This is a genomic window from Sphingopyxis sp., assembly GCF_035565275.1.
In the GTDB taxonomy this organism is placed as follows: Bacteria; Pseudomonadota; Alphaproteobacteria; order Sphingomonadales; family Sphingomonadaceae; genus Sphingopyxis.
Genome location: NZ_DATMST010000241.1, coordinates 12,481 through 35,333 on the forward strand (window position 1 = coordinate 12,481; position 22,853 = coordinate 35,333).

The following is a 22,853-nucleotide window of genomic DNA, read 5'->3' on the forward strand; positions in this document are numbered from 1 at the left end:
CCTGGCGCGGTTGACGCGCTCGTCTGGTTGGATGCTTCCATATTGGCACTTAATACCGGCGCCGCGGCACCGTTAAATTGTACAAATTGCGAAAAATTGCCGATGCCCGGGGCGGCGCCCCGGTGCCGAATTCGGCTTCCGTGTTGAGGTCATGTTAACTATGATCCGCAATATGATTGAATAATAAGAATAATTCTGCCATTATAGCGGAACCTGTTTTGAGTATTATGCAGCATTCACAGAAGCTTGCGATTTCTGCCGGACACCGCTTCGACGAGGTATGTGACATGAACCAACGCCGCTTCTCAGACCCGATAGAGGAGCAAGAAGCTGCTGCTGGCGGCGACCGCCGCGAGGGTGATCGTTATCGCACAGTGTGGCGCATTGCCAAGGTCGTGCGCAACGGCGACGCGGGACTTTGGCGGGTTCGCAATATTTCGGACCGAGGCATGATGCTCGCGGCCGACGTCCCGATCATGGTGGGCGAGAAGCTGGAGATCGCGCTTTCCGACACGGTGGTGATCCACGGAGAGGTCGTCTGGTCGGAAGCAGGACGCTGCGGCGTTGCGTTCGACAAGGAGGTCGACGTCGCCGACGTGCTCAAGCAGCTTGCGGCCGAGCAACGTGCGACCGGATATCGCCAGCCGCGCCTGCCTGTGCGAACGCTGGCGCAGGCGATAACCGACGATGGGACGAGCCAGATCGAGCTGGTCGATATGTCGCAGAACGGCGCCGGCTTCATCCACGATGGTCATCTGGAAGTTGGCAAGGAACTTGAACTCGTGCTGGCCGGCGGCGTGAAGCGCAAAGCCATCGTCCGCTGGTCGCGTGCCGGACGCGGCGGATTGTGGCTGACCCAGCCGCTCGATCGCGCCGACCTTGAAAGCATTCACCGCTTCGAAAACTGAGGCTCAGCCGCCGCGCGCGATCTTTGCCCAAGGATTGAGGTCGGGTTCGGCGATCTTCACCAGCGTGTTGCGGTCGCGATGGAGGAAGGGGTCGTCGCGGCCCTTGACGACGAGCGTGGTGTCCGAGACATAACTCCAAGACCCGTCGTCGTGAAAATCCACCGTCAGCTGATAGGCGTCGGTGCGAAAGGCAAGGTCGAGGAAAGTGGTCGAGCAGATGCCATATTCGGTTTGACCCCGTTCGGCCCTGAGGAGGAGTTGCCTGGCGTCTGGGTCGGCATGGCCCGAAGCAATGGCGATTTGCCCGCGCGGTATAGCGAGCGTCTGGATGATCAGGCCGGTCGCCGCTTCATAGAGCCAGTAGCCGACCTGATCGTGGAAGGCGATATCCTCTTCGCGCGTGTTGACGTGCAGATGATAGCGCAGGCCATAAAAAAGCTGCGGTCCGTTCGCTTGCGGATCGATCGGCTGCATCTCGATCCGTTCATAATATTCGCGCGTTTCGGGGCCGTCGGCCTTGGGATTGACGTCTACCCCGCGTTGTCCCTCCCAGACACCCGCGAGCCGGCGCAGCGGCCCAAGGTTGGCGAGCGTTTCGGGATCGACGTCCTCGGGCTCGGTGAAGATATCATCGGGTAATTCCATTGTCTGCCCCCAGCGCAAATGTCAGATGTCTTCGACCAGCCGTCCGTAAAGTTGCGGCCGGCGGTCGCGGAAGAAGCCCATGCCGGCGCGATGCTTGGCCGCGCGGTCGAGGTCGATCGTCTCGACCAGCACGCCGGTCTCGGCCGCACCGAAAGCCTGCGTCATGTCGCCCCATTCGTCGGTGATGAAGCTGTGGCCATAGAAATTGGCGTCGCCCTCGGCACCGATACGGTTCGCGGCGATCACCGGCACACAGTTTGACACGCTATGCCCCTGCATCGCGCGGCGCCACATGCGGCTGGTGTCGAGGTCGGCGTCATAGGGTTCGCTACCGATCGCGGTCGGATAGAAAAGTAATTCGGCGCCCATCAGGGCCATCGCGCGTGCGCATTCGGGATACCATTGGTCCCAGCAGACCCCGACGCCGATGCGGGTGCCGAAGACATCCCAGACCCTGAAGCCCGTGTTGCCGGGGCGAAAATAATATTTTTCCTCATACCCGGGACCGTCGGGGATATGGCTCTTGCGGTACGTGCCCATTATCGCGCCATCGGCGCCGATCATTGCGAGCGTGTTGTAATAATGTGGACCGTCCTTTTCGAAGAAGCTGGTCGGGATCGCGACCTTCAGCTTTGCGGCGAGCGCCTGCATCGCCACCACGCTCGGATGCGCGGTGGTCGGACGGGCGGATGCGAAGAGTTCCTCATCCTCAACCTGGCAGAAATAGGGGCCTTCGAAGAGTTCGGGGGGCAGGATGACCTGCGCGCCCTTGGCAGCAGCTTCCTCGACGAGCGCGGTGACCGCGTCGATGTTCGGCTGAACGGGGCCGGGCAGCGGAAGCTGCAACGCGGCAACGGTAATGGTGCGGGTCATGGCTTGTCCGTGATGAGCTCAGAATCGAGCCGGAATATAAGGGCCTTCGCGCCCGATGCTAGGCCGGAAGCTGCTGGCTCGAGCAATGGAAGCTGCCGCCGCCGATGATGATCCCCTGCGCGGGTACGCCGACCGCGCGGCGATCGGGGAACAGCGCGGCGAGGGTGTCGACGGCGGCCTGATCGTTCGAAACGCCATAGGTCGGCACGACGACGATGCTGTTGCCGATGTAGAAGTTCATATAGCTCGCGGCCGCGATCTCGCCGCCCACTTCGACGCGGCCGGGCGATGGAAGGTCGACGATCTCGACCCCGCCGAATGTTGCGGTGCGCGCGCGGGCGTCGGCATAGATATGCGCATTGGGATCGTCCGGTCCCGCCGCGACGGGCAGCGCGAGGCGCCCTTCGCCAACGAAGCGAGCGAGATTGTCGACATGGCCGTCTGTATGATCGCCGATGAGCCCGTCGCCGAGCCACAAGAGCCGTTCGATCCCGAGCGACTGGTGCAGCCGCACGGCGATATCCTCACGCGTCAGCGTCGGATTGCGGTTCGTATTGAGCAGGCATTCCTCGGTGGTGACGCAGAGGCCGGTGCCGTCGACGTCGATCGCACCGCCTTCAAGCACCCAATCCTGATCGTCGACCGGCAGGCCCGATCCGGCGGCGAGCGCCGCGCCGACTTCCTGATCGCCGGGCATGATGAATTTCTCGCCCCACCAGTTGAACTCGAAATTGCGTGCGCGGCGGGCTGCGCCCGTCCCGGCGATGATCGGGCCGGTGTCGCGCAGCCATATATCGCCGAGCGGCTGGACAAGGATTCTTACGCCGGGGTCCACGAGCGCGGCGGCGATTTCTGCCTGCCGCTCGTCATTGGCCACCAGCCGCACCTCTTCGCCGCGGCCGCCGTCATGGACGGCGTTGGCGAAGGCGGCAATGTCATGCCGTCCGGCATCGATCTGACCCGACCATTCCTCGTCAAGGTGCGGGAAACCGATCCAGACGGCGTCGTGCGGCGCCCATTCGGCAGGCATTTTCAGCGTCATGGGCGCGGGGCTCTTTCCGCTTATTTGCCGGCGCGCGACTTGTCGCGGGCGGCGCGGAATTCATCGCCTTCGACCCAGTTCGGCCATGCATCCGTCATCGCGAGCATGCGGCCTGCAGCGTAATAGAGGCGAAGGTCGGCGAGCATGCCGTCCCAGTTGGTGATCGCCTCATATTCGTCGCCCGGCGCGTGGTAGCGGTTCTTCTCATAGTCTTCCGCCGCCTTCTTTCCGGCCTCGACGCCGCCTTCGACCAGATCGTCGCCGCTGCCGAAGTTGAACATCGGCACGCCGAGCTTGGCGAAGCTGAAGTGATCCGAACGATAGTAAAAGCCCTTCTCGGGCGTCGGTTCGTCCTTGATCATGCGCTTGTCCATCTGGGCGAGCTTGGCGACATAGGCGTCGAGTTCCGACTTGCCGCGCCCAACGACGACGATGTCCTTCGTCGGGCCGATCGCGTTTAGCGCGTCCATGTTCACGCCGCCGACGATTTGCGCCAGCGGGAAGACCGGGTTTTCGGCAAAGAACTTCGATCCGAGCAGACCCGATTCCTCGGCGGTCACCGCAAGAAAGACAATACTGCGGTCGGGCGCGCCTGCCTCCTTATAGGCTTGCGCGAGCGTCACGAGGCCGGCGATGCCGCTCGCATTGTCGACCGCGCCGTTGCAGATGTCGTCGCCGGCGACGGGCGTGCAGCGGCCGAGATGATCCCAATGGCCGGTGTAGAGCACATATTCGTCGGGTCGCTTGGCGCCGGGCAGAATGCCGATGACGTTACGCGACATCTTCTTCGAAATTTCGTTGTCGAAGCCGAAACTGGCCTTCACGCCGGTCAGCGCGACGGGCTTGAAACCTTTCTTCTTTGCGGCCTCGCGCAATGCGTCGAAGTCCTGACCCGCGCTTGCAAACAGCTCCTTGGCCTTGGGAAGCTGGATCCACCCGTTGGCGACGGTCTGGTCGGCGCCCCCATTCTTGCTCTCGGCGAGATACTGCGTACCGGTGTTGCTCGATTCGACGACGTTCCAGCCGTAGGCGGCGGGTTCGGTGTCGTGGACGATCAGCACGGCGGCGGCGCCCTGCCGCGCGGCTTCCTCATATTTGTACGACCAGCGACCATAATAGGTCATCGCGCGGCCGTTGAATTCGCCCTTGGCTTCCTTGGTCTGCCAGTCGGGGTCGTTGACGAGGACGACGACGGTCTTCCCCTTCACATCGAGCCCGGCATAGTCGTTCCAGCCCTTTTCGGGGGCGTTGATGCCGTAACCGGCAAAGACGACGTCGCTGTCCTTGATTTCCGTCTTGGGCTGCACGCGATAGCTGAATGCGACATAGTCCTTGGCATATTGCGCGGTGACGGGCGTCTTGCCGCCCGTGAAGCTCAATGGTGTCGCGTTCTTCGCGGTGATCTCGACCAGCGGCACATCCTGCGTCCACTTGCCATTGTTGCCGGGCTTCAGCCCCGCTTCCTCATATTTCTTGATGATATAGGCGACGGTCTTTTCCTCGCCAGCGGTGCCGGGCGCGCGACCTTCATAGGCGTCCGATGACAATTCCTTGGTCACTTCCTGCAGCGTCGCGAGCGACAGGGCGGGGACCTGAACGTCGGGGATGGCGGTGGCGGACGTTCCCGCCTTGTCCGACGTGTTGCACGCGGCGACAGACAGGAGGGCCGCGAAGGCCGCGGCGGTTCTGGGGAAGCGAAGCATGGAATTTCCTTGGGATTCAATTGCGACTGAAACCAATGTGCCAGCCCGCGGGCCGCGATGCAAGAAGAGCGGCAATGGCGGAGCTGCGCGGGAAGGCCTTAAACCCCCTTGATAAGGGTGCGATTATTGGCAATCTGGTGAAGAATGACTGCAAGGGGGGCGGGATGATTTCGAGGTGGCTAGACGCGAACCGTCTGTCGTTGGCGGCTCTGTCGATTGCGCTGATTCCGTCTTCGATCGCAGTTGCGAAGGAAATGGACAATGCCGCGCGCTTTGGTGCGCCGGAATCAATCACCGACGTAAGCTTGTCGCCCGATGGTAACCGCCTGGCCTTTATCGAACGAGGGGCAGGTCAAATGCGTGCCCTGTATGTCGTGGACACGACGGAGGGTGCCGAGCCGAAGAGAATTTTGAACAGCGACGGCGGCGAGAATGGTAATCTGGCGTGGTGCGGCTGGCTGACCAACGCGCGGTTGATATGCCAGACCCATATGGTCAGTAAATTGGTCGGCGATGTCCTGGGGGCGAGCAACGTCGTCGCCATTGATGCCACCGGCACGAATCTCCGGTTGCTCAGCAATCGGAGAAGCATCAATTCGCTGTATTCGGATCTTCGCGGCGGCGATGTCCTGGACTGGTCCGCCACCGAAAATGGCTCCATATTGATGACCCGCAGCTATGTCCCTGAAAGGTCGACGGGAACCCGGCTGGCCAGCGATAGTCAAGGGATGGGGGTTGATCGCGTCAATTCGGTCAATGGAACGGCGCGCCGAGTGGAAGGCGCCCGGCGCGATGCCATTTATTATCTGTCCGACGGTAGCGGCAATGTGCGTATCATGGCTATGCAAATCGTCGCCGGCACGGGCCAGCTCGAGCCGGCATACAACTTTCTTTATCGGCTTAAGGAGGGGGGCAACTGGCAGGCGTTATCCCGTTACGACTTTATAAAGGAAGAGGGCTTTCAGCCGGCCGCCGTCGATGCCGCCACCAACCGTGTTTATGGTTTCCAGAAGATCAACGGGCGCGCGGCGGTGATAGCGATGGCGCTTGACGGCACCGGCGCGACGGAAACCATCTATGCGCATCCTGACGTAGATGTCGACGAGATCAAGCGCGTCGGGCGCAATGGCCGGATCGTCGGCGTTTCCTTCGCGACCGATCGGCGCGAAGCGGTAATGACCGACAAATCATTGGCGAAATTGACCGAATCGCTTTCGAAGGCGCTAGGCGGCAAACCGGTTGCGATCGTCGATGCCTCGGCCGACGAAAGCCGCTACCTCGTCCGCGCCGAAACGGACACCGACCCCGGTTCCTATTATCTGTTCAATCCCAATGCCAGGGAGGTGCGGCCCCTGCTCGCTACTCGCCCGGGCCTCGCCGACATGACGCTGTCGCCAATGAAAGCAGTGACCTATCCCGCCGCCGATGGCGTGATGGTTCCCGGCTACCTGACGCTGCCGCCGGGGCGTAGCGACGCCAGGGGCCTGCCCGCGATCGTCATGCCGCATGGCGGCCCGTCGGCGCGCGACGAATGGGGCTTCGACTGGATGGCGCAATTTTTCGCGCAGAGCGGTTATGCGGTGCTGCAGCCTAATTATCGCGGCTCGACGGGCTATGGCGACCAATGGTATCAGAACAATGGTTTCCAGTCGTGGAAGACGGCGATGGGCGACATTGCAGATGGCGGCCGCTGGCTGGTTTCGGCGCAGGGAGCAGACGCGGCGAAGCTGTCGATCGTTGGCTGGTCCTATGGCGGCTATGCTGCTCTGCAGTCGGGGGTGACGACCCCGGACCTGTTCAAGGCGATCGTCGCGATCGCGCCGGTTACCGATCTTGTGCAGCTGAAAGCGGAGGCGTCACGCGAAGGGAGCGGGCGGATCACAGCGAAATTCATCGGATCGGGTCCGCATGTTCGCGAAGGGTCGCCGGCACAGAATGCCGAAGTGATCAAGGCGCCGGTGCTGATGTTCCATGGTACGTTCGACCAGAATGTCGACATCGCGCAGGCGCGAACGATGCGCCGCGCGCTGGAGGCCAAGAACAAGCGCGTCGAGCTGGTCGAATATCCCGAGCTTACCCATTCGCTGAGCGACAGCGACGCGCGCACCGACATGCTGCGCAAGATCACGGCCTTTTTGCCGCACTGAACGAAAGAGGGCGGCCCGTCGCCGGACCGCCCTCTTTTGTGTGCGATGAACTACCGGATCAGCGCGAATAGAATTCGACGACCAGGTTCGGCTCCATCTTCACCGGATAGGGCACTTCGTCGAGCGTCGGGACGCGAACGAAGGTCGACTTGGTGCCGTCGATGGCGAGATATTCGGGCAGGTCGCGCTCGGGAAGGCTCTGCGCTTCGGCAACCAGCGCCATTTCCTGCGCCTTCTTGCCGAGGGTGACTTCGTCGCCCGGCTTCACGAGGCGGCTCGCGATGTTGCACTTCACGCCGTTCACATAGACGTGGCCGTGGCTGACGAGCTGGCGCGCCGAGAAGATAGTCGGCGTGAACTTCGAACGGTAAACGACCGCGTCGAGGCGACGCTCGAGCAGGCCGATCAGGTTCTGGCCGGTATCGCCCTTCATGCGCGAGGCTTCGAAATAGTTCTTCTTGAACTGCTTTTCGGTGATGTCGCCGTAATAGCCCTTCAGCTTCTGCTTCGCGCGGAGCTGGATGCCGAAGTCCGACATCTTGCCCTTGCGGCGCTGGCCGTGCTGGCCGGGGCCGTATTCGCGGCGGTTGACCGGGCTCTTCGGACGACCCCAGATGTTCTCGCCCATCCGGCGGTCGAGTTTATACTTGGCGCTCTGGCGCTTCGACATATGTCGTCTCCAATATGCTGTGTGCCGAAGGATTTCGGCGGTTCCCGGGTCGCACCATATGGAAAGCTTCCATATGCGACCGCCGCTTCACCGGGGTGCGGGGTCCATTGCGAAGGCGCGCGGTTAGACGGGGAGGGGCGGAAAGTCAAGCGCCTGAACCCAGCCCGAGGCATGTCTCGACAGCGCCGAAAAACCCGTTAAAGGCAGCGCGCATGACACCCGCCAAGCTTCCCGGACAATGCGAAACGATGATCGATGTCCGCGCCGGGGTCGACCAGGTCGACCGCGAACTCGTCGCGCTGCTCGTTCGGCGCTTCGGCTATATGGACGCCGCCGCACGCATAAAGTCCGACCGCGGCGCCGTGCGCGACGAAGCACGCAAGGCGCAGGTGCTCGATAACGTTGCCCGCGAAGCCGAGGCATCAGGGCTCGATCCCGATCGGCTGCGTGCGGTGTGGAACGAACTTGTCGAACAATCTATCGACTATGAATCGCTCCGCTGGGATAGCCTGCGCCAATAACTGATCGCGTGCCGCCACGTTCAGAGGGCTGGTGACGGGAATATCTTCCGGTTACCGTGGTCTCGGCGTTCGGCCAAGCGATGTTATGATCCCGTGCATCATCCGGATATCATTGTGGGACCAGCCCGTCTTGGTAAGCGCGGTGCGTAGCGTCCGCAGCGTCATTTCCTTCCGTTCGGGAGGGAAGAAATAGCCGCCGGTATCGAGGTCGCGGACCAAATGGCCGATCAGTTCTTCCATTTCGGCGTGCGGCGCCGGCGGATCGAGCGGTACTTCGGGCGGGCTGGCAAGTGCGACGCCCTTCGACCATTCATAGGCGAGCAGGATCACCGCCTGCGCGAGGTTGAGCGACGCGAATTCAGGGTTGATCGGCACCGTCACGATCTTGTGTGCCAACGTTACATCGTCGGTTTCGAGCCCCGAACGTTCGGGTCCGAAGATATAGGCCGAACGGCCTGCGCTCGCGTGAACTTCCTTCGCGGCCGCTTCGGGCGTGAGGACTGGCTTGGTTACGCCACGTTTGCGTACCGTTGTCGCGTAGATGGCGGTGCAGTCGGCGACCGCATCGGCGAGGCTGCCGAAAACCTGCGCTTCCGCAAGCACGATGTCGGCGCCCGACGCCGCGGGTCCGGCATCGGGGTTCGGCCAACCATCGCGCGGCGCGACCAGGCGCAACTCGGTCAGCCCGAAATTGAGCATGGCGCGCGCCGCCTTGCCGATATTTTCGCCAAGCTGCGGGCGGACGAGGACGATGACGGGGAGGGCGGCCGCGGTCATTTTATGGGTCGCGCCGCCTCCGAAATGGTCGATGCGAATTCCTCGAAATCCTTGGCCTCGGTAAAGTCGCGATAGACGCTCGCAAAGCGGATATAGGCGACGTTGTCGAAGCCTTTCAGCGCTTCCATAACCATCGCGCCGATCTGCTGCGCCTGCACTTCGTTGTCGCCTGACGTTTCGAGCTGGCGCTGGATGCCCGATACCAGCCGTTCGATCCGGGCGCCGTCGATCGGTCGCTTGCGGCATGCGATCTGGACGCTGCGCATCAGTTTCTCGCGGTCGAAGGGCTCGCGCCCGCCGTCGGCCTTGAGCACCGCGACTTCGCGGAGCTGGATACGCTCGAAGGTGGTGAAGCGCGCGCCGCAATCCTCGCATTGGCGCCGACGGCGAATCGCGGCGCCGTCCTCGGTCGGACGGCTGTCCTTCACCTGGCTGTCTTCATGGCCGCAATAGGGACAGCGCATCGGTCAGCGTTTCACCCGGCTGTAAAGCGCGATCGCGGCACCGGCGAACAGGCCCACCGGCCAGGTCACCACGGGCAGCACCGCGCCAACGACAGCGCCCACAACGCCGCCGGTGAGCACCGGGCGGGTCGAGGGATGGGCCATGCCTTGCTTGCCCATCGCCTTGACCTCTTCGATCGACAGTTCGACCAGCGTCGGCTCCTCGGGGTGCTGCCGTGCCATCGCCTATCCCTGGTAAATGGGGAAGCGTTCGCACAGCGCACGGACGCGGCCGCGAACGTCAGCCTCGACGTCGGCGTCGCCATGCTCACCCTTGTCGCGTAGCGCTTCGAGCACATCGGCGACCATATCGCCGATTTCCTCGAATTCGGCGATACCGAAACCGCGTGTCGTGCCCGCGGGTGATCCGACGCGGATACCGCTGGTCTTGACCGGCGGCAGCGGATCGAAAGGAACGCCGTTCTTGTTGCAGGTGATCGCGCTGCGCTCCAGCGCCTCGTCGGCGTCACGACCGGTGATGCCGAGCGGGCGAAGGTCGATCAGCGCGAGGTGCGTGTCGGTACCGCCCGCAACGACATCGGCGCCGCGGGCCTTGAGGCGCGCCGCGAGCGCTTGGGCGTTGGCGATCGTCGCCTTGGCGTAATCCTTGAAATCGGGACGGAGCGCTTCGCCGAACGCCACCGCCTTCGCGGCGATGACGTGCATCAGCGGACCGCCCTGCAGGCCGGGGAACACCGCCGAATTGATACGCTTCGCGATCGCTTCGTCATTGGTCAGGATCATGCCGCCGCGCGGGCCACGCAGCGTCTTGTGCGTCGTGGTGGTGACGACATGTGCGTGCGGCAGAGGCGAGGGATGCGCTCCGCCGGCGACGAGGCCGGCGAAATGCGCCATGTCGACCATCAGCAGCGCGCCGACATCGTCGGCTATGGCGCGGAAACGCGCAAAATCGAGCGTGCGCGGATAGGCCGAACCGCCCGCGATGATCAGCGTCGGGCGATGTTCCTTCGCCAGCGCCTCGACCTGGTCGAAGTCGACGAGATGATCGTCCGGGCGCACGCCATATTGGACGGCATTATACCATTTACCCGACATGGCGGGCGGCGCGCCGTGGGTCAGGTGACCCCCGGCGTCGAGGCTCATGCCGAGGATCGTCGCGCCGGGCTTGGTCAGCGCGAGCATCACCGCACCGTTTGCCTGCGCGCCCGAGTGCGGCTGGACGTTGACGTAGCCGCAGTCGAACAGCTGCTTCGCGCGGTCGATTGCGAGCGTTTCGACCTCGTCGGACGGGGCGCAGCCCTGATAATAGCGGCGGCCCGGATAGCCTTCGGCATATTTGTTGGTGAACACCGAACCTTGTGCTTCGAGCACCGCCTTCGAGACGATATTCTCTGACGCGATCAGTTCGATCTGATGCCGTTCGCGGTCGAGTTCGTGCTTCATTGCCGCTGCAACCGCGGGATCGACAGTGTCGACTCCATCGGTGAAATAGCCGGCCGATTTGATGGGCTTGTCGAGCGTATCTGTGGTCATCGGCTGGTCTCCAGTTGGGGCGGGTTGGAAAGTTTGTCGACGCGGCGCGCGTGACGGTCGCCGGCGAAATCGGTGGTCAGGAAGGCGTCGAGGCAGGCTTTTGCCATGTCGATACCGGTCAGGCGCGCGCCCATTGCGATGACGTTCGCGTCATTATGCTCACGCGACAGCTTGGCCGACAGCGGTTCGGAAACGAGAGCGCAGCGTGCTGCGGGGTTGCGATTGACCGAAATCGAGATGCCGATGCCCGATCCGCACAGCGCAACGCCGCGTTCCGCCCGGCCATCGGCGATCGCTTCGCCAAGCTTGTAGCCGTAATCGGGATAATCGACGCTTTCGGGGCCGTTGGTGCCGAGGTCCTCGACCTCATGCCCCTTTTCGCGCAGCCAGTCGGCAAGCGCGGCTTTCAGCTCGTAAGCGGCGTGGTCGGAGGCGATGGCGATGCGCATGGTGCGGCTCCCGCAGGGTCTAAGGGAATCGATGAGCGCGCTTTAGGCGAAGGCGCCGGACTTTGCCATAAGCGAGGTGGCAAATTTGTGACGTGCCCGATAAAGCCGCCCTATGTCCGACACGATCATATCCATCCTGATGCTGACCGGCGTCCTGCTGACCGGCGGAGCCATCTTCATTTTTCGCAAAGGCGACCGTCGTCGCGCGCTGCTGATGCTCATCGCGGCGCTCGTGATGTTCGCCAATGTGACGATCTGGCTGGTGCCGGTAAAATAATAGAAATCCTCCCTGCCGCGAAGTGGTGGGGAGGGGGGCCGCCGCCGCAGGCGGTGGTGGAGGGGCCGCGACTTTGCGCCATTGGCCCCTCCGTCAGCGCTTCGCGCTGCCACCTCCCCATGCCTTCGGCACAGGGAGGAGCATTGTCTCAGCGGATCGGTGAATCGGGTGCGAGCCGCATATCCAGATAGTTATCGAGCGACTTCATCAGCTGGTCGAGCTCATGCTCGAAGAAGTGATTGGCGCGCGGAATCTCGTCGTGATGGATCGTGATGCCCTTTTGCGTGCGCAGCTTGTCGACCAGTTTCTGCACCGCGCTCGGCGGCACGATCTCGTCCTGGCCACCCGCGACGATGATGCCCGACGAGGGGCAGGGTGCGAGGAAGCTGAAGTCGTACATGTTCGCCGGCGGCGCGACCGACAGGAAGCCGCGGATCTCGGGACGGCGCATCAAGAGTTGCATGCCGATCCACGCGCCGAAGCTGAAGCCTGCGATCCACGTCGTCTGCGCCTCGGGGTGGATCGACTGAACCCAGTCGAGCGCCGACGCGGCATCGGAGAGTTCGCCGATGCCATTGTCGAACGTGCCTTGGCTGCGGCCGACGCCGCGGAAGTTGAAGCGCAGCACCGCGAAGCCGCGCGCGACGAAGCTCTTGTACATCGCCTGCGTGATGCGGTCGTTCATCGTGCCGCCGCCCTGCGGGTGCGGGTGGAGGATCAGCGCGACCGGCGCACGCGGCCGCGGCGGGGGCGAGAAACGGCCTTCAATGCGGCCCTCGGGGCCGGGGAAAATGACGTCGGGCATGGGCGCACCTTCATGTTTTGAGGCTTGCCACCGATTCGCCGAAAGGGCGGGGTGGCGGAGCGAAGTTGGCGCCTATATAGAAAAAGGGTCGCAACTTGCAACTTTTGCGAATCGATCGCAATAAGGACTTCGCTCTCGGGATGATTTACCTCGATTACCAAGCCACAACGCCGCTCGCTCCCGAGGCGCGCGAGGCGATGCTGCGCTGGCTGGAGGGGCCGGGTGAGGGCGATGGCTTTGCCAATCCGTCGAGCACGCACAAGGGCGGGCGCGCCGCTGCTGCGGCGGTCGAGGTCGCGCGCGACCAGGTCGCGGCGCTGCTGCCGAAGGGTGGCCGCGTCTTCTTTACCTCGGGGGCGACCGAGGCGCTCAACTGGGCGTTGTTTCGTGGCGCCGAGGTCATGCCGGGCGGAGTCGCGGGGCTGAGCATCGAACATGCCGCCTCGCTGCAATGCCTCGAACGGCTGAATGCCACTATTTTGCCGGTGGATGATGCAGGGCTCGCCTTCCCGCCCGACGATGCGTCGATTCCCGAAAATGGTATAGTCGCCGCCATGCTGGTGAACAACGAGGTCGGGATGGTCCAGCCGGTCGCCGATTTCGCCGCCGTAGCGCACGCGAAGAACAGCTTGCTGCTCTGCGACGCAGTCCAGGGCTTTGGCCGCGTCGCGATTCCCGACGCCGTCGACCTGATCGCCGTCTCGGCACACAAGATCCACGGCCCCAAGGGCGTCGGCGCGCTTTGGGTCAAGGACGGCGTCGACCTGCCGCCGCTGATGTTCGGCGGTGCGCAGGAACAGGGGATGCGCTCGGGCACCGTCTCGCCCGCGCTCTGTGCCGGCTTCGGCGCTGCGGCGGCGCTTGCTGCGGAGCGGTTCGATACGGACGCAGAGCATGTCGAACGCCTCTGGTCGCTCGCGCGCGACATGCTTCCCGAATGGACGCTCAACGGTGCCGAAAACCCGCGCTACCACGGCAACCTCAACGTCCGGCGCGAGGGCGTGAACGGCCTGCGCCTGATGTCGGATGCCCGCGAAATTGCCTTTTCGCTCGGCAGCGCGTGCGGCAGCGGCTCGGGTAAGGTCAGCCATGTACTGCGCGCGATGGGTGTCAGCGAACCCGACGCGCGCGCTTCGATCCGTCTCGGCTGGGGGCGCTACACCAGCGAACGGGAATTGCGCGACGGCCTTATTGCCATCAAGGATGCCGCACGATTGCAGGGTGTGAACTGATGCGTGTCAATTTCATCCACGCCGACGGCAAGGCGCGCACCGAGGTCGAGGCCGAACCCGGCTCGATCCTGCTCGACATCGCGCAGGCGCACCTGATGCCGCTTGAAGGCACTTGCGAGGGCCAGATGGCCTGTTCGACCTGCCACGTCATCGTCGCCAAAGAGGATTTCGACCGCCTTCCGCCGGCGAGCGAAATGGAAGAGGATATGCTCGACCTTGCCGCCGGGGTGCGCCGGACGAGCCGGCTATCCTGCCAGATACTGCTGAGCGAGGATCTCGACGGGCTGACCGTTCATATTCCGTCCGAAAGCCGCAATATGCAGGGGCCGCGCTGATGCGGTCTCTCCTTGCCGGAATGGTTCTGTTCGCGCTGACGGGGTGCGCCGCCGCTCCTGGGGAGCCGCTGGGCGATACGGTTATTACTGCCAAGGCGATCCGCTATCTCGAAAAGCGGAGCGGCGGCCGGCTCGGCATCGCGGTCGTCGATGCGCGTGGAAAGCTCGTTTCCGCGGATCGCGGCCACGAGCGTTTCGCGATGTGCTCGACCTTCAAGCTGCTGCTCGCTGGGCAGCTGTTCGAGCGCGCGGCAAAGGGCCTGTCGCTGCGCACGCCAATCCCTTTCACTCGCGCCGATCTCGTCTCATACTCGCCGGGCACCGAAAAGCTGGTCGAGCCAGATGGGAAGGGCGAACAGCGGCTGGATCTTGCGGCGCGCGACGCGGTCGTGCTCAGCGACAACACCGCCGCGAATCTGATCCTGAAGCAGATCGGCGGCCCGACGGCCTTTACCGCCGCGCTGCGCCGCGCGGGCGATGATGTGACGCGGCTCGACCGGATCGAGCCCGAACTCAACGAGAATGAGCCGGGCGACGAGCGAGATACGACCAGCCCGATCGCAATGGCGACAAGCGCCGCCGGCTATGTCTTCGGAAACCGGCTGACGCCCGGGCATCGCAAGCGGCTTCGCGGCTGGATGATCGAGAGTCAGACCGGGCTCAAGCGTATCCGCGCAGGGTTGCCGCAAGGCTGGACCGCGGGCGACAAGACGGGATCGTGCGGCAATGCCTATAACGACGTCGCCTTCGTCGAGACGCCCGGCGGCAAGAAATATGTGATCGCGATGTATCTCGACCGCCCGACAGTCGAGGGCGACGCCGCCAGCGCAATCCTTGCCGATGCGACGCGCCTCACCGTCGCGGATCTGCCCGACTGAGCACGTCGCTTGCATTTCGCGTCGCGCGCCGCCATATGCGCCGCGGAAGTCGGGCGGACGTGGTCTTCGCCAACCCGGTCAGGTCCGGAAGGAAGCAGCCGCAACGAATTCGCCGCGGGTCGTTCCGGCTTCCACCCATTTCCCCCTTCGACAAGATCGCGCGGCGCCCCTAAGACGGGCCTATGGACGATTCCGCCGACGACGAAACCCCGATGCTGGGAATGGACCTGCCCGAGACCGCGTCGCAGCCATCCACCGGTCCTTACCGCGTCCTCGCGCGCAAATATCGCCCGCAAACCTTTGCCGAACTGATCGGGCAGGACGCGATGGTGCGTACGCTCGGCAACGCGATCGCGCGTGACCGGCTGGCGCATGCCTTCCTGATGACCGGCGTCCGCGGGGTTGGCAAGACATCGACCGCGCGCCTGATAGCCAAGGCTTTGAACTGCATCGGACCCGACGGGCAAGGCGGGCCGACAATTGACCCGTGCGGCGTGTGCGAACCGTGCCGGGCGATCACTGAAGGCCGTCATATCGACGTCATCGAAATGGACGCCGCGTCGAACACCGGCGTCGACGACGTGCGCGAGATTATCGAGGCGGTGCGCTACGCCGCGGTGTCGGCGCGCTACAAGATCTACATCATCGACGAAGTGCACATGTTGTCGCGTAACGCCTTCAATGCGCTTCTTAAAACACTCGAAGAACCGCCGCCGCACGTCAAATTCCTGTTTGCGACCACCGAAGTGAACAAGGTGCCGGTGACGGTGCTGTCGCGCTGTCAGCGCTTCGATTTGCGCCGCATCACTCCCGACATGCTCTTCGCGCATTTCAGCGCGATCCTCCAGAAAGAGGGCGTCGAGGCCGAGGCACCCGCGATCTGGCTGATCGCTAACGCCGCGGAAGGGTCGGTGCGCGACGGCCTGTCGATCCTCGATCAGGCGATCGCCCACGCTGATTTGGATGGCGGCGGAATGATCGCCGCGGCGCAGGTGCGCGTGATGCTCGGCCTGTCCGATCGCTCGTCGATCGCCAGCCTGATGGCGACGATCCTCGAAGGCGATGCGGGCGGCGCGATCGATCTGGCGCGCGCGCAATACGCACTCGGAATCGAGCCCGTCGCGATGGTGCGCGGACTGATGGATCTGACGCACGCGATCACGCTGGCGAAAGTGTCGCGCCACGACGATCCCGCGCTCGCGGAGGCCGACCGCGAGCGCATCGGCGACTGGGCACAAAAACTGGGCTTCGCGCCGCTCAATCGCCTCTGGCAACTGCTGCTCAAGGGGCATGACGAGGTGCTCCGCGCGAACAATCCGCTCGAGCATCTCGAAATGCTGCTGCTGCGCGTAATTTACGCCGCGTCGATGCCCGATCCCGGCGAGCTTGCGAAATTGCTCGAAAAGGGCGGCGTGGCGACAATGCCGCTCGCCGCGCCTGCGGCGCCTGCGGAGCAGGAAAGCATGGCGGCCGAACTCGTCGCCGCGGCGCCCGTGCCAGCGGCCGAAACCGCCCGGACACCGGCGTCGGAAGGCTCCGAAACACCCGCCTCGGCACTGACCGTGGCGCAGATCCATCAGCTCCTAGAAAGCACCGGAAATCATCGTCTTGCGGTCGACGTCTATGACCATATGCGAATCATCAGCCTCGAACCCGGAAGCCTCATCTTTGCGCCCGTTGCAGCGCTCGGCACGGCGTTCGCGCGCGATCTGGGTGAGGCGTTGCTTGCGGCGACCGGCAGCCGTTGGCAGGTTCGCGCGGGCGAGGGGGAAGGAAGGCCCAGCCTTGGCGATGTGCGCACTGCGAAACTTGCCGACAATGACGCGCGAATCCGCGAACTGCCGGTGGTAAGAGCCGCTTTGGCTGCTTTTCCGGACGCGACGCTTGAACCCTCGGGCGACAATCGCCATAGGTCGAACCCATGAAATCGATCGAAGAAATGATGAAGGCGGCGCAGGAAGCCGCCGCTACCGTGCAGGCGCAGATGCAGGAGGCGCAGGCGAAGCTCGACAGCGTCGAGGTCGAAGGCGTGTCGGGCGGCGGGCTGGTACGGATTCGTGCGAGCGCGAAGGGCCGCATCAAGGAAATCTCGATCGACGACAGCCTGATCGTCCCTGCCGACAAGCAGATGCTCGAAGACCTGCTCGCCGCCGCGTTCAACGACGCGCGCGAAAAGGCCGATGCGGCGAGCAACGAGGAAATGGGCAAGATGACGAGCGGTCTGCCACTCCCTCCGGGCTTCAAGCTGCCCTTCTGAGCCCGGCTTGAACCGCGCTGTTCAGCGCCGCGACATTGAATGCGTGCGAAGTTACGCCATATTAGCGATGAACACCCTATAAGGAGGACGGTGCGCCCGGTCGCGGGGCCCGTCCAGGAGCCGTAATGACGCAATCTTATCCCCTTCTTCCGCTGCGTGACATCGTCGTTTTCCCGCACATGATCGTGCCGCTCTTTGTCGGCCGCGACCGATCGGTCGCCGCGCTCGAAACCGCGATGGAGAGCGACAAGGAAATCTTCCTCGTCGCCCAGCTCGATCCGGGCGAGGACGACCCGCAGCGCGATGACCTGTACGATGTCGGCGTAATCGCGACCGTGCTTCAGCTGCTCAAGCTGCCCGACGGGACCGTCCGTGTGCTCGTCGAAGGCAAGGAGCGCGCGAAGCTGCTCGGCCTGACCAACGAAGACAAGGCGGTGATGGCGACTGTGAAGCCGGTCGGCGATACCGTCGACGATAGCGTCGATACCGCGGCGCTGATGCGCTCGGTCGTCGACCAGTTCGAAAACTACGCCAAACTCAACAAGAAGATGCCCGCCGAAACCGCGGTGCAGCTGTCGCAGATCGAGGATGCATCGCGCCTCGCCGATTCGGTTGCCGGCAATCTCAACATCAAGGTATCCGACAAGCAGGCGCTGCTCGTCGAGGATGCGCCGTCGAAGCGGCTCGAAATGGTTTTCGCCTTCATGGAGGGCGAGCTTGGCGTTCTGCAGGTCGAAAAGAAGATCCGCGGCCGCGTGAAGCGCCAGATGGAAAAGAGCCAGCGCGAATATTATCTCAACGAGCAGTTGAAGGCGATCCAGCGCGAACTCGGAAACGACAATGGCGAGGGCGGTGACGACCTCGCCGAACTGCAACTCAAGATCGACAGCCTCAAAATGTCGAAGGAAGCGAAGGCCAAGGCGCAGGCTGAGATCAAGAAGCTGCGCGCGATGGCGCCTATGTCGGCCGAGGCCACCGTGGTCCGTAACTATCTCGACACGCTGATCGGCCTGCCGTGGGGCAAGAAGTCGAAGCTCAAGAAAGACATCGCCAAGGCGCAGGCGGTCCTCGATGACGACCATTATGCGCTCGAGAAGGTCAAGGACCGGATCGTCGAATATCTGGCGGTGCAGGCGCGTACCAACAAGTTGAAGGGACCGATTCTCTGCCTCGTCGGCCCTCCGGGCGTCGGCAAGACGTCGCTTGGCCGCAGCATCGCGAAAGCAACGGGCCGCGAATTCGTACGCCAGTCGCTGGGCGGTGTACGCGATGAGGCCGAAATCCGCGGCCATCGCCGTACGTACATCGGTTCGCTGCCCGGCAAAATCGTCACGAACCTCAAAAAGGCCGGCGCGATGAATCCGCTGTTCCTGCTCGACGAGATCGACAAGCTGGGTCAGGACTTTCGCGGCGATCCGGCTTCGGCGCTGCTCGAAGTGCTCGACCCCGAACAGAATGGCAAGTTCCAGGACCATTATCTGGAGGTCGACGTCGATCTAAGCGACGTGATGTTTGTGACCACCGCGAACTCGCTCAACTTGCCGCAGCCGCTGCTCGACCGCATGGAGATCATCCGGCTCGAAGGTTATACCGAGGACGAGAAGGTCGAGATCGCCAAGCTCCATTTGATCGCGAAGCAGGTCGAGGCGCATGGGCTGAAGGCTGGCGAGTTCGAGCTGACCGAAGAGGGGCTGCGCGACCTGATCCGTTATTACACGCGCGAAGCCGGTGTGCGGACGCTCGAACGCGAGATTGCACGTCTGGCACGCAAGGCGCTGCGCCGGATCCTTGAGGGCAAGGCGGAAAGCGTCACCGTCACGCCCGATAATCTTTCGGAATTCGCGGGCGTACGCAAATATCGCCACGGCATGGGCGATCTGGAGGATCAGATCGGCGCCGTGACGGGGCTCGCCTGGACCGAAGTCGGCGGCGAGCTGCTGACGATCGAGGCGGTCACTGCGTCGGGCAAGGGACAGGTACGCACCACCGGCAAGCTCGGCGAAGTGATGACCGAGTCGGTGCAGGCGGCGCTGTCGTTCGTGAAGGCGCGTGCGCCGAGCTATGGCATCAAACCGAGCCTGTTCGCGCGCAAGGATATTCACATTCACCTTCCCGAAGGCGCGGTGCCGAAAGACGGTCCGTCGGCAGGCGTCGGAATGGTCACCGCGATGATTTCAACGCTCACCGGAATTGCGGTGCGCCGCGACGTTGCGATGACTGGCGAAGTCACGCTGCGTGGCCGCGTCCTTGCCATCGGCGGTCTCAAGGAAAAGCTGCTGGCCGCGCTGCGCGGCGGCATCAAGACGGTCCTGATCCCCGAGGAGAATGAGAAGGATCTCGTTGAAATCCCGGCGAATATCACGAGCGGGTTGAAGATCATCCCGGTCAGTCACGTCGATCAGGTGCTGGCGGAAGCGCTGGTCTCGCCGGTTGTGCCGATCGAATGGACCGAGGCCGACGAACTCGCCGCATCGCCACCGGTTCCTTCGGGCACCGACCCCGAAACGGCGATTCGGCACTGATCGGGCGCCTGCGGGTCGCCGGATGGGGTCTTTTCATCGCAAAATCGTCGTTTTAGAACGTTTTTCGCCCTTTTTTGCTTTGACAAGATGGGGCGAAACGGCGTTAGTGGCGCGCCATGGCACGGCCATGAATCATTCAACCAACCATATTGCAGGGGTTCCTTAGGCATGAACAAACAAGACCTGATCGCCGCCGTCGCTGACTCGAGCGGCCTGACCAAGGGTGACGCGAGCAAGGCGGTTGAAGCCGTGTTCGACGCGATCACGGGTTCGCTGAAGAAGGGCGGCGAAGTCCGTCTCGTTGGCTTCGGCACCTTCGCGGTCAGCAAGCGCAAGGCGTCGACCGGTCGCAACCCGCGCACCGGCGAAACGATGACCATCGCGGCGTCGAACCAGCCGAAGTTCAAGGCCGGCAAGGCCCTCAAGGACGCCGTCAACTAAGTTGGCCGTATCCTTTTGGTAAAAACATCTCGGGTCGTGGCGCAAGCTGCGGCCCGATTTGCATTGCGGGCGAAATTTCAGGCAAATGGACGTTGCATTCACCGCGCTAGCGGCTATGGACGTCCGGCTTTCGGACGCGGGACTTGGGTCCCTTCCGGAACGGGCGCGTAGCTCAGCGGTAGAGCACACCCTTCACACGGGTGGGGTCACAGGTTCAATCCCTGTCGCGCCCACCATGGCCTTTTGGCCATGTCTGGAACAGAAACCGGGGCTGACCCGGTCATTCATCGCCTATTCAATGCCTTCGCATTAGAGAAATGGCCATGATCCGCACTCTGACCTTTTCGCTCCTCTCCGCGCTGCTGATTTCGACCGGCACGCCAGGGCTCGCGCGCGGCGACCGTGACCGCGAACAGGACAACCTGCGCGAGGCGGCGGCGCAGGGACAGGTGATCCCGCTCAACAAGCTGATCGCCGATGTCCGCTCACGCGCTCCCTACAGCGAAATGACCTATCTCGGCGGTCCGCAGTTCGACGCCGGCCGAATGATCTATGCGCTGAAATTCATGGACGGCAGCCAGGTCGTCGTCGTCTATGTCGATGCCCGCACCGGCCGGATCGTGGGACGCAAACCCTGACATTGGAACGCCGGAGCATCTCGCAACGAGATTTTGCGATGCGCGTCCGGACTTGATACACAGTCGTAACATGGCGGCCGGCTTGGTCCGGTGCGCAGAGGAAAGGCGCCTGAATGCGGATTTTGATTGTCGAAGACGAGCCCACCTTGGGCCCGCAATTGAAGGCGACGCTGGAGGGCGCAGGTTATGCCGTCGATCTCGCGACCGACGGCGAGGACGGCCATTTTCTCGGTTCGACCGAGGCTTATGACGCCGCGATTCTCGATCTGGGCCTTCCCGAAATCGACGGGTTGACCGTGCTCGACCGCTGGCGGCGCGAAAAGCGCAACTTTCCTGTCCTCGTCCTGACCGCGCGCGACAGCTGGTCGGACAAGGTGGCTGGGCTCGATGCCGGCGCCGACGATTACCTTGCCAAGCCGTTCCAGACCGAGGAACTGATCGCCCGGCTGCGCGCTCTGATCCGCCGCGCGTCGGGCAATGCGTCGAGCGAGTTGATCGCGGGACCAGTGCGCCTCGACACGCGCTCGGGCCGGGTGACGCTCGACGGAGCGCCCGTCAAGCTGACCGCGCAGGAATATAAACTCCTCTCCTATCTGCTCCACCACAAGGGCAAGGTCGTGTCGCGCACCGAACTGATCGAGCATATCTACGATCAGGATTTCGACCGCGATTCGAACACGATCGAGGTGTTCGTGACGCGCATCCGAAAGAAGCTGGGTGCCGACATCATCACGACGATCCGCGGCCTCGGCTATCAGCTCGACGATCCGCAGGGGTAAGTGATGGCCGAGGCCGACGCCCCGGCCGCCGCAGCCGATGCCGAGGCCGCGAAGTCCGTAGCGCTGTCGAGCCGGATCACCGGCTCGCTCGCGCGGCGCATGATCGCGATCGCGGCGCTGTGGATTTCGGTGCTGCTGATTGGCGGCGGTTTCGCGCTCGACCGGGTGCTGACCGGCGCGATCACGCGCAATTTCGATTCGGGCCTCGAATATGTTCTGATCGCGATGATCCGCTCGGCCGAAATCGGGCCTGACGGCGAGGTGCGCTTCGTCGAGCCGCTCGGTGACCAGCGCTTCGTCGAGCCGTATAGCGGTCTCTATTGGCAGATCAGCGGCGGCGGGCAGGAGCCCTATTCCTCACGTTCCTTGTGGGAACGCCGGCTCGATACGTCGGACAAGCACGACGACCGACAGCTTCACACCTATGACAGCACGCAGTTTCCTGACGAGGAGTTGCGCGTCCTCGAGCGCGACGTCGTGTTGCCGGGCAGCCAAGTCAAATGGCGCTTCCAGATCGCCCAATCGCGCGAATCGCTCGACACCCAGGTGCGTGCTGTGCGTGCGGTGCTGGTTCCCAGCCTCGCGCTACTCGGGCTTGGTCTGATCATCCTTGCGGCGCTCCAGACCTTTTACGGGCTCTGGCCGCTGCGCCATATCCGCCGCGCGATCGCGGCGATGCGCGGCGGACAGAATCGCCGCGTCATCGCGCCGCTACCGCTCGAGGTGCAGCCCATGGTCGACGAACTGAACGCGCTGCTCGCGCATAACGAGAAGCAGGCCGAAGAGGCGCGGCTTCATGCTGGCAATCTTGCGCACGCACTGAAGACGCCGCTGACCGTGCTCGTCAACAGCGCGACGAGTTCGAACTCTGAACTTGCCGAAACGGTGCGCCGTGAGGCGGCAACGATGCAGCGGCAGGTCGAGCATCATCTGGCGCGCGCGCGCGCCGTGGGGCGG

25 protein-coding genes, 1 tRNA gene and 1 other RNA gene are annotated in these 22,853 nt (G+C 63.4%); 16 read left to right on the forward strand and 11 right to left on the reverse strand.

Annotated features, from left to right (window positions below; all coding sequences use genetic code 11):
* Nucleotides 1-287: 287 nt before the first annotated feature.
* A complete protein-coding gene (locus VN047_RS16515; RefSeq protein ID WP_325544571.1) occupies nucleotides 288-908 on the forward strand; it encodes a PilZ domain-containing protein in 621 nt (206 codons plus the stop codon).
* Between the two features lie 3 nt (nucleotides 909-911).
* Here the strand turns inward: VN047_RS16515 and VN047_RS16520 are convergent, their stop codons facing one another.
* The 4 genes from VN047_RS16520 to VN047_RS16535 are packed head-to-tail and all read right to left on the reverse strand — an operon-like array spanning nucleotide 912 to nucleotide 5,171.
* A complete protein-coding gene (locus tag VN047_RS16520) occupies nucleotides 912-1,553 on the reverse strand; it encodes an FABP family protein (protein WP_325544572.1) in 642 nt (213 codons plus the stop codon).
* 21 nt (nucleotides 1,554-1,574) lie between these two features.
* On the reverse strand, nucleotides 1,575-2,426 hold the full coding sequence (gene aguB / locus VN047_RS16525; protein ID WP_325544574.1) for an N-carbamoylputrescine amidase: 852 nt from the start codon (nucleotides 2,424-2,426) through the stop codon (nucleotides 1,575-1,577).
* 58 nt (nucleotides 2,427-2,484) lie between these two features.
* Nucleotides 2,485-3,468 carry an agmatine deiminase family protein gene (locus VN047_RS16530; protein ID WP_325544576.1) on the reverse strand — a complete coding sequence of 328 codons (984 nt, stop codon included), beginning with the start codon at nucleotides 3,466-3,468 and terminating at the stop codon, nucleotides 2,485-2,487.
* 20 nt (nucleotides 3,469-3,488) lie between these two features.
* Nucleotides 3,489-5,171, reverse strand: coding sequence for a M28 family metallopeptidase (locus tag VN047_RS16535; protein WP_325544578.1), 1,683 nt, complete (start codon nucleotides 5,169-5,171; stop codon nucleotides 3,489-3,491).
* Between the two features lie 356 nt (nucleotides 5,172-5,527).
* On the opposite strand from VN047_RS16535, the gene VN047_RS16540 reads away from it, so the two are divergent.
* On the forward strand, nucleotides 5,528-7,318 hold the full coding sequence (locus VN047_RS16540) for a S9 family peptidase (protein ID WP_325544580.1): 1,791 nt from the start codon (nucleotides 5,528-5,530) through the stop codon (nucleotides 7,316-7,318).
* Nucleotides 7,319-7,376: 58 nt separating this feature from the next.
* Here the strand turns inward: VN047_RS16540 and rpsD are convergent, their stop codons facing one another.
* The gene (rpsD, locus tag VN047_RS16545) at nucleotides 7,377-7,988 is read right to left on the reverse strand and encodes a 30S ribosomal protein S4 (protein ID WP_294036061.1); all 612 of its coding nucleotides are present in this window, start codon (nucleotides 7,986-7,988) and stop codon (nucleotides 7,377-7,379) included.
* 212 nt (nucleotides 7,989-8,200) lie between these two features.
* On the opposite strand from rpsD, the gene VN047_RS16550 reads away from it, so the two are divergent.
* Nucleotides 8,201-8,509: a chorismate mutase gene (locus tag VN047_RS16550; RefSeq protein ID WP_325544584.1), complete on the forward strand. Its 309-nt coding sequence runs from the start codon at nucleotides 8,201-8,203 to the stop codon at nucleotides 8,507-8,509.
* Between the two features lie 51 nt (nucleotides 8,510-8,560).
* On the opposite strand, the gene VN047_RS16555 is transcribed toward VN047_RS16550, so the two are convergent.
* The 5 genes from VN047_RS16555 to rpiB are packed head-to-tail and all read right to left on the reverse strand — an operon-like array spanning nucleotide 8,561 to nucleotide 11,732.
* Nucleotides 8,561-9,286, reverse strand: coding sequence for an RNA methyltransferase (locus VN047_RS16555; protein WP_325544586.1), 726 nt, complete (start codon nucleotides 9,284-9,286; stop codon nucleotides 8,561-8,563).
* Nucleotides 9,283-9,750 (reverse strand): transcriptional regulator NrdR, encoded by a 468-nt coding sequence (nrdR, locus tag VN047_RS16560; RefSeq protein ID WP_325544588.1) that lies wholly within the window; start codon nucleotides 9,748-9,750, stop codon nucleotides 9,283-9,285. Before nrdR ends, VN047_RS16555 begins: the two co-directional genes overlap by 4 nt.
* A gap of 3 nt (nucleotides 9,751-9,753) precedes the next feature.
* Nucleotides 9,754-9,972: a hypothetical protein gene (locus VN047_RS16565; RefSeq protein WP_325544590.1), complete on the reverse strand. Its 219-nt coding sequence runs from the start codon at nucleotides 9,970-9,972 to the stop codon at nucleotides 9,754-9,756.
* A gap of 3 nt (nucleotides 9,973-9,975) precedes the next feature.
* Nucleotides 9,976-11,283 carry a serine hydroxymethyltransferase gene (gene glyA, locus VN047_RS16570; RefSeq protein ID WP_325544592.1) on the reverse strand — a complete coding sequence of 436 codons (1,308 nt, stop codon included), beginning with the start codon at nucleotides 11,281-11,283 and terminating at the stop codon, nucleotides 9,976-9,978.
* Complete coding sequence (rpiB, locus tag VN047_RS16575) at nucleotides 11,280-11,732, reverse strand: ribose 5-phosphate isomerase B (protein ID WP_325544594.1); 453 nt, start codon at nucleotides 11,730-11,732, stop codon at nucleotides 11,280-11,282. The genes glyA and rpiB overlap by 4 nt, the downstream gene beginning before the upstream one ends.
* A 112-nt stretch (nucleotides 11,733-11,844) precedes the next feature.
* Between rpiB and VN047_RS16580 the strand changes: the two genes are divergently transcribed.
* The gene (locus VN047_RS16580) at nucleotides 11,845-12,009 is read left to right on the forward strand and encodes a hypothetical protein (protein ID WP_325544596.1); all 165 of its coding nucleotides are present in this window, start codon (nucleotides 11,845-11,847) and stop codon (nucleotides 12,007-12,009) included.
* Between the two features lie 148 nt (nucleotides 12,010-12,157).
* On the opposite strand, the gene VN047_RS16585 is transcribed toward VN047_RS16580, so the two are convergent.
* Nucleotides 12,158-12,814 carry an alpha/beta hydrolase gene (locus tag VN047_RS16585; RefSeq protein ID WP_037510410.1) on the reverse strand — a complete coding sequence of 219 codons (657 nt, stop codon included), beginning with the start codon at nucleotides 12,812-12,814 and terminating at the stop codon, nucleotides 12,158-12,160.
* Nucleotides 12,815-12,954: 140 nt separating this feature from the next.
* Between VN047_RS16585 and VN047_RS16590 the strand changes: the two genes are divergently transcribed.
* The 12 genes from VN047_RS16590 to VN047_RS16645 form a co-directional block, all read left to right on the forward strand.
* Complete coding sequence (locus VN047_RS16590) at nucleotides 12,955-14,046, forward strand: cysteine desulfurase family protein (protein ID WP_325544598.1); 1,092 nt, start codon at nucleotides 12,955-12,957, stop codon at nucleotides 14,044-14,046.
* Complete coding sequence (locus VN047_RS16595; protein ID WP_325544612.1) at nucleotides 14,043-14,381, forward strand: 2Fe-2S iron-sulfur cluster-binding protein; 339 nt, start codon at nucleotides 14,043-14,045, stop codon at nucleotides 14,379-14,381. The genes VN047_RS16590 and VN047_RS16595 overlap by 4 nt, the downstream gene beginning before the upstream one ends.
* A 20-nt stretch (nucleotides 14,382-14,401) precedes the next feature.
* Nucleotides 14,402-15,259, forward strand: a complete 858-nt coding sequence (gene bla, locus VN047_RS16600; protein ID WP_414712725.1) for a class A beta-lactamase — start codon at nucleotides 14,402-14,404, stop codon at nucleotides 15,257-15,259.
* Between the two features lie 41 nt (nucleotides 15,260-15,300).
* Nucleotides 15,301-15,398, forward strand: an RNA gene (ffs, locus tag VN047_RS16605) — signal recognition particle sRNA small type.
* Nucleotides 15,399-15,441: 43 nt separating this feature from the next.
* Nucleotides 15,442-17,184, forward strand: coding sequence for a DNA polymerase III subunit gamma/tau (locus VN047_RS16610; RefSeq protein ID WP_414712724.1), 1,743 nt, complete (start codon nucleotides 15,442-15,444; stop codon nucleotides 17,182-17,184).
* The gene (locus VN047_RS16615) at nucleotides 17,181-17,516 is read left to right on the forward strand and encodes a YbaB/EbfC family nucleoid-associated protein (protein ID WP_037510420.1); all 336 of its coding nucleotides are present in this window, start codon (nucleotides 17,181-17,183) and stop codon (nucleotides 17,514-17,516) included. Before VN047_RS16610 ends, VN047_RS16615 begins: the two co-directional genes overlap by 4 nt.
* A gap of 125 nt (nucleotides 17,517-17,641) precedes the next feature.
* A complete protein-coding gene (gene lon / locus VN047_RS16620; protein WP_325544602.1) occupies nucleotides 17,642-20,038 on the forward strand; it encodes an endopeptidase La in 2,397 nt (798 codons plus the stop codon).
* Nucleotides 20,039-20,206: 168 nt separating this feature from the next.
* Entirely contained in the window at nucleotides 20,207-20,479 is a 273-nt protein-coding gene (locus VN047_RS16625) for an HU family DNA-binding protein (protein ID WP_037510426.1), read from the forward strand.
* A 161-nt stretch (nucleotides 20,480-20,640) separates the two neighbouring features.
* Nucleotides 20,641-20,715 (forward strand) — tRNA-Val (locus VN047_RS16630).
* An 87-nt stretch (nucleotides 20,716-20,802) separates the two neighbouring features.
* Complete coding sequence (locus VN047_RS16635; protein WP_325544604.1) at nucleotides 20,803-21,117, forward strand: hypothetical protein; 315 nt, start codon at nucleotides 20,803-20,805, stop codon at nucleotides 21,115-21,117.
* Between the two features lie 113 nt (nucleotides 21,118-21,230).
* Nucleotides 21,231-21,896 carry a response regulator transcription factor gene (locus tag VN047_RS16640; RefSeq protein WP_325544606.1) on the forward strand — a complete coding sequence of 222 codons (666 nt, stop codon included), beginning with the start codon at nucleotides 21,231-21,233 and terminating at the stop codon, nucleotides 21,894-21,896.
* Nucleotides 21,897-21,899: 3 nt separating this feature from the next.
* Nucleotides 21,900-22,853 (forward strand): histidine kinase (locus VN047_RS16645; RefSeq protein ID WP_325544608.1); only part of this gene is annotated, 954 nt, incomplete at its 3' end.

What these genes read in the sequence shown, in the direction of transcription:
- VN047_RS16515 (WP_325544571.1), top strand. Translation starts at nt 288, where the DNA reads ATGAACCAACGCCGCTTCTCAGACCCGATAGAGGAGCAAGAAGCTGCT.
- VN047_RS16520 (WP_325544572.1), bottom strand. Translation starts at nt 1,553, where the DNA reads ATGGAATTACCCGATGATATCTTCACCGAGCCCGAGGACGTCGATCCC.
- aguB (WP_325544574.1), bottom strand. Translation starts at nt 2,426, where the DNA reads ATGACCCGCACCATTACCGTTGCCGCGTTGCAGCTTCCGCTGCCCGGC.
- VN047_RS16530 (WP_325544576.1), bottom strand. Translation starts at nt 3,468, where the DNA reads ATGACGCTGAAAATGCCTGCCGAATGGGCGCCGCACGACGCCGTCTGG.
- VN047_RS16535 (WP_325544578.1), bottom strand. Translation starts at nt 5,171, where the DNA reads ATGCTTCGCTTCCCCAGAACCGCCGCGGCCTTCGCGGCCCTCCTGTCT.
- VN047_RS16540 (WP_325544580.1), top strand. Translation starts at nt 5,528, where the DNA reads ATGCGTGCCCTGTATGTCGTGGACACGACGGAGGGTGCCGAGCCGAAG.
- rpsD (WP_294036061.1), bottom strand. Translation starts at nt 7,988, where the DNA reads ATGTCGAAGCGCCAGAGCGCCAAGTATAAACTCGACCGCCGGATGGGC.
- VN047_RS16550 (WP_325544584.1), top strand. Translation starts at nt 8,201, where the DNA reads ATGACACCCGCCAAGCTTCCCGGACAATGCGAAACGATGATCGATGTC.
- VN047_RS16555 (WP_325544586.1), bottom strand. Translation starts at nt 9,286, where the DNA reads ATGACCGCGGCCGCCCTCCCCGTCATCGTCCTCGTCCGCCCGCAGCTT.
- nrdR (WP_325544588.1), bottom strand. Translation starts at nt 9,750, where the DNA reads ATGCGCTGTCCCTATTGCGGCCATGAAGACAGCCAGGTGAAGGACAGC.
- VN047_RS16565 (WP_325544590.1), bottom strand. Translation starts at nt 9,972, where the DNA reads ATGGCACGGCAGCACCCCGAGGAGCCGACGCTGGTCGAACTGTCGATC.
- glyA (WP_325544592.1), bottom strand. Translation starts at nt 11,283, where the DNA reads ATGACCACAGATACGCTCGACAAGCCCATCAAATCGGCCGGCTATTTC.
- rpiB (WP_325544594.1), bottom strand. Translation starts at nt 11,732, where the DNA reads ATGCGCATCGCCATCGCCTCCGACCACGCCGCTTACGAGCTGAAAGCC.
- VN047_RS16580 (WP_325544596.1), top strand. Translation starts at nt 11,845, where the DNA reads ATGTCCGACACGATCATATCCATCCTGATGCTGACCGGCGTCCTGCTG.
- VN047_RS16585 (WP_037510410.1), bottom strand. Translation starts at nt 12,814, where the DNA reads ATGCCCGACGTCATTTTCCCCGGCCCCGAGGGCCGCATTGAAGGCCGT.
- VN047_RS16590 (WP_325544598.1), top strand. Translation starts at nt 12,955, where the DNA reads ATGATTTACCTCGATTACCAAGCCACAACGCCGCTCGCTCCCGAGGCG.
- bla (WP_414712725.1), top strand. Translation starts at nt 14,402, where the DNA reads ATGGTTCTGTTCGCGCTGACGGGGTGCGCCGCCGCTCCTGGGGAGCCG.
- VN047_RS16610 (WP_414712724.1), top strand. Translation starts at nt 15,442, where the DNA reads ATGGACGATTCCGCCGACGACGAAACCCCGATGCTGGGAATGGACCTG.
- VN047_RS16615 (WP_037510420.1), top strand. Translation starts at nt 17,181, where the DNA reads ATGAAATCGATCGAAGAAATGATGAAGGCGGCGCAGGAAGCCGCCGCT.
- lon (WP_325544602.1), top strand. Translation starts at nt 17,642, where the DNA reads ATGACGCAATCTTATCCCCTTCTTCCGCTGCGTGACATCGTCGTTTTC.
- VN047_RS16625 (WP_037510426.1), top strand. Translation starts at nt 20,207, where the DNA reads ATGAACAAACAAGACCTGATCGCCGCCGTCGCTGACTCGAGCGGCCTG.
- VN047_RS16635 (WP_325544604.1), top strand. Translation starts at nt 20,803, where the DNA reads ATGATCCGCACTCTGACCTTTTCGCTCCTCTCCGCGCTGCTGATTTCG.
- VN047_RS16640 (WP_325544606.1), top strand. Translation starts at nt 21,231, where the DNA reads ATGCGGATTTTGATTGTCGAAGACGAGCCCACCTTGGGCCCGCAATTG.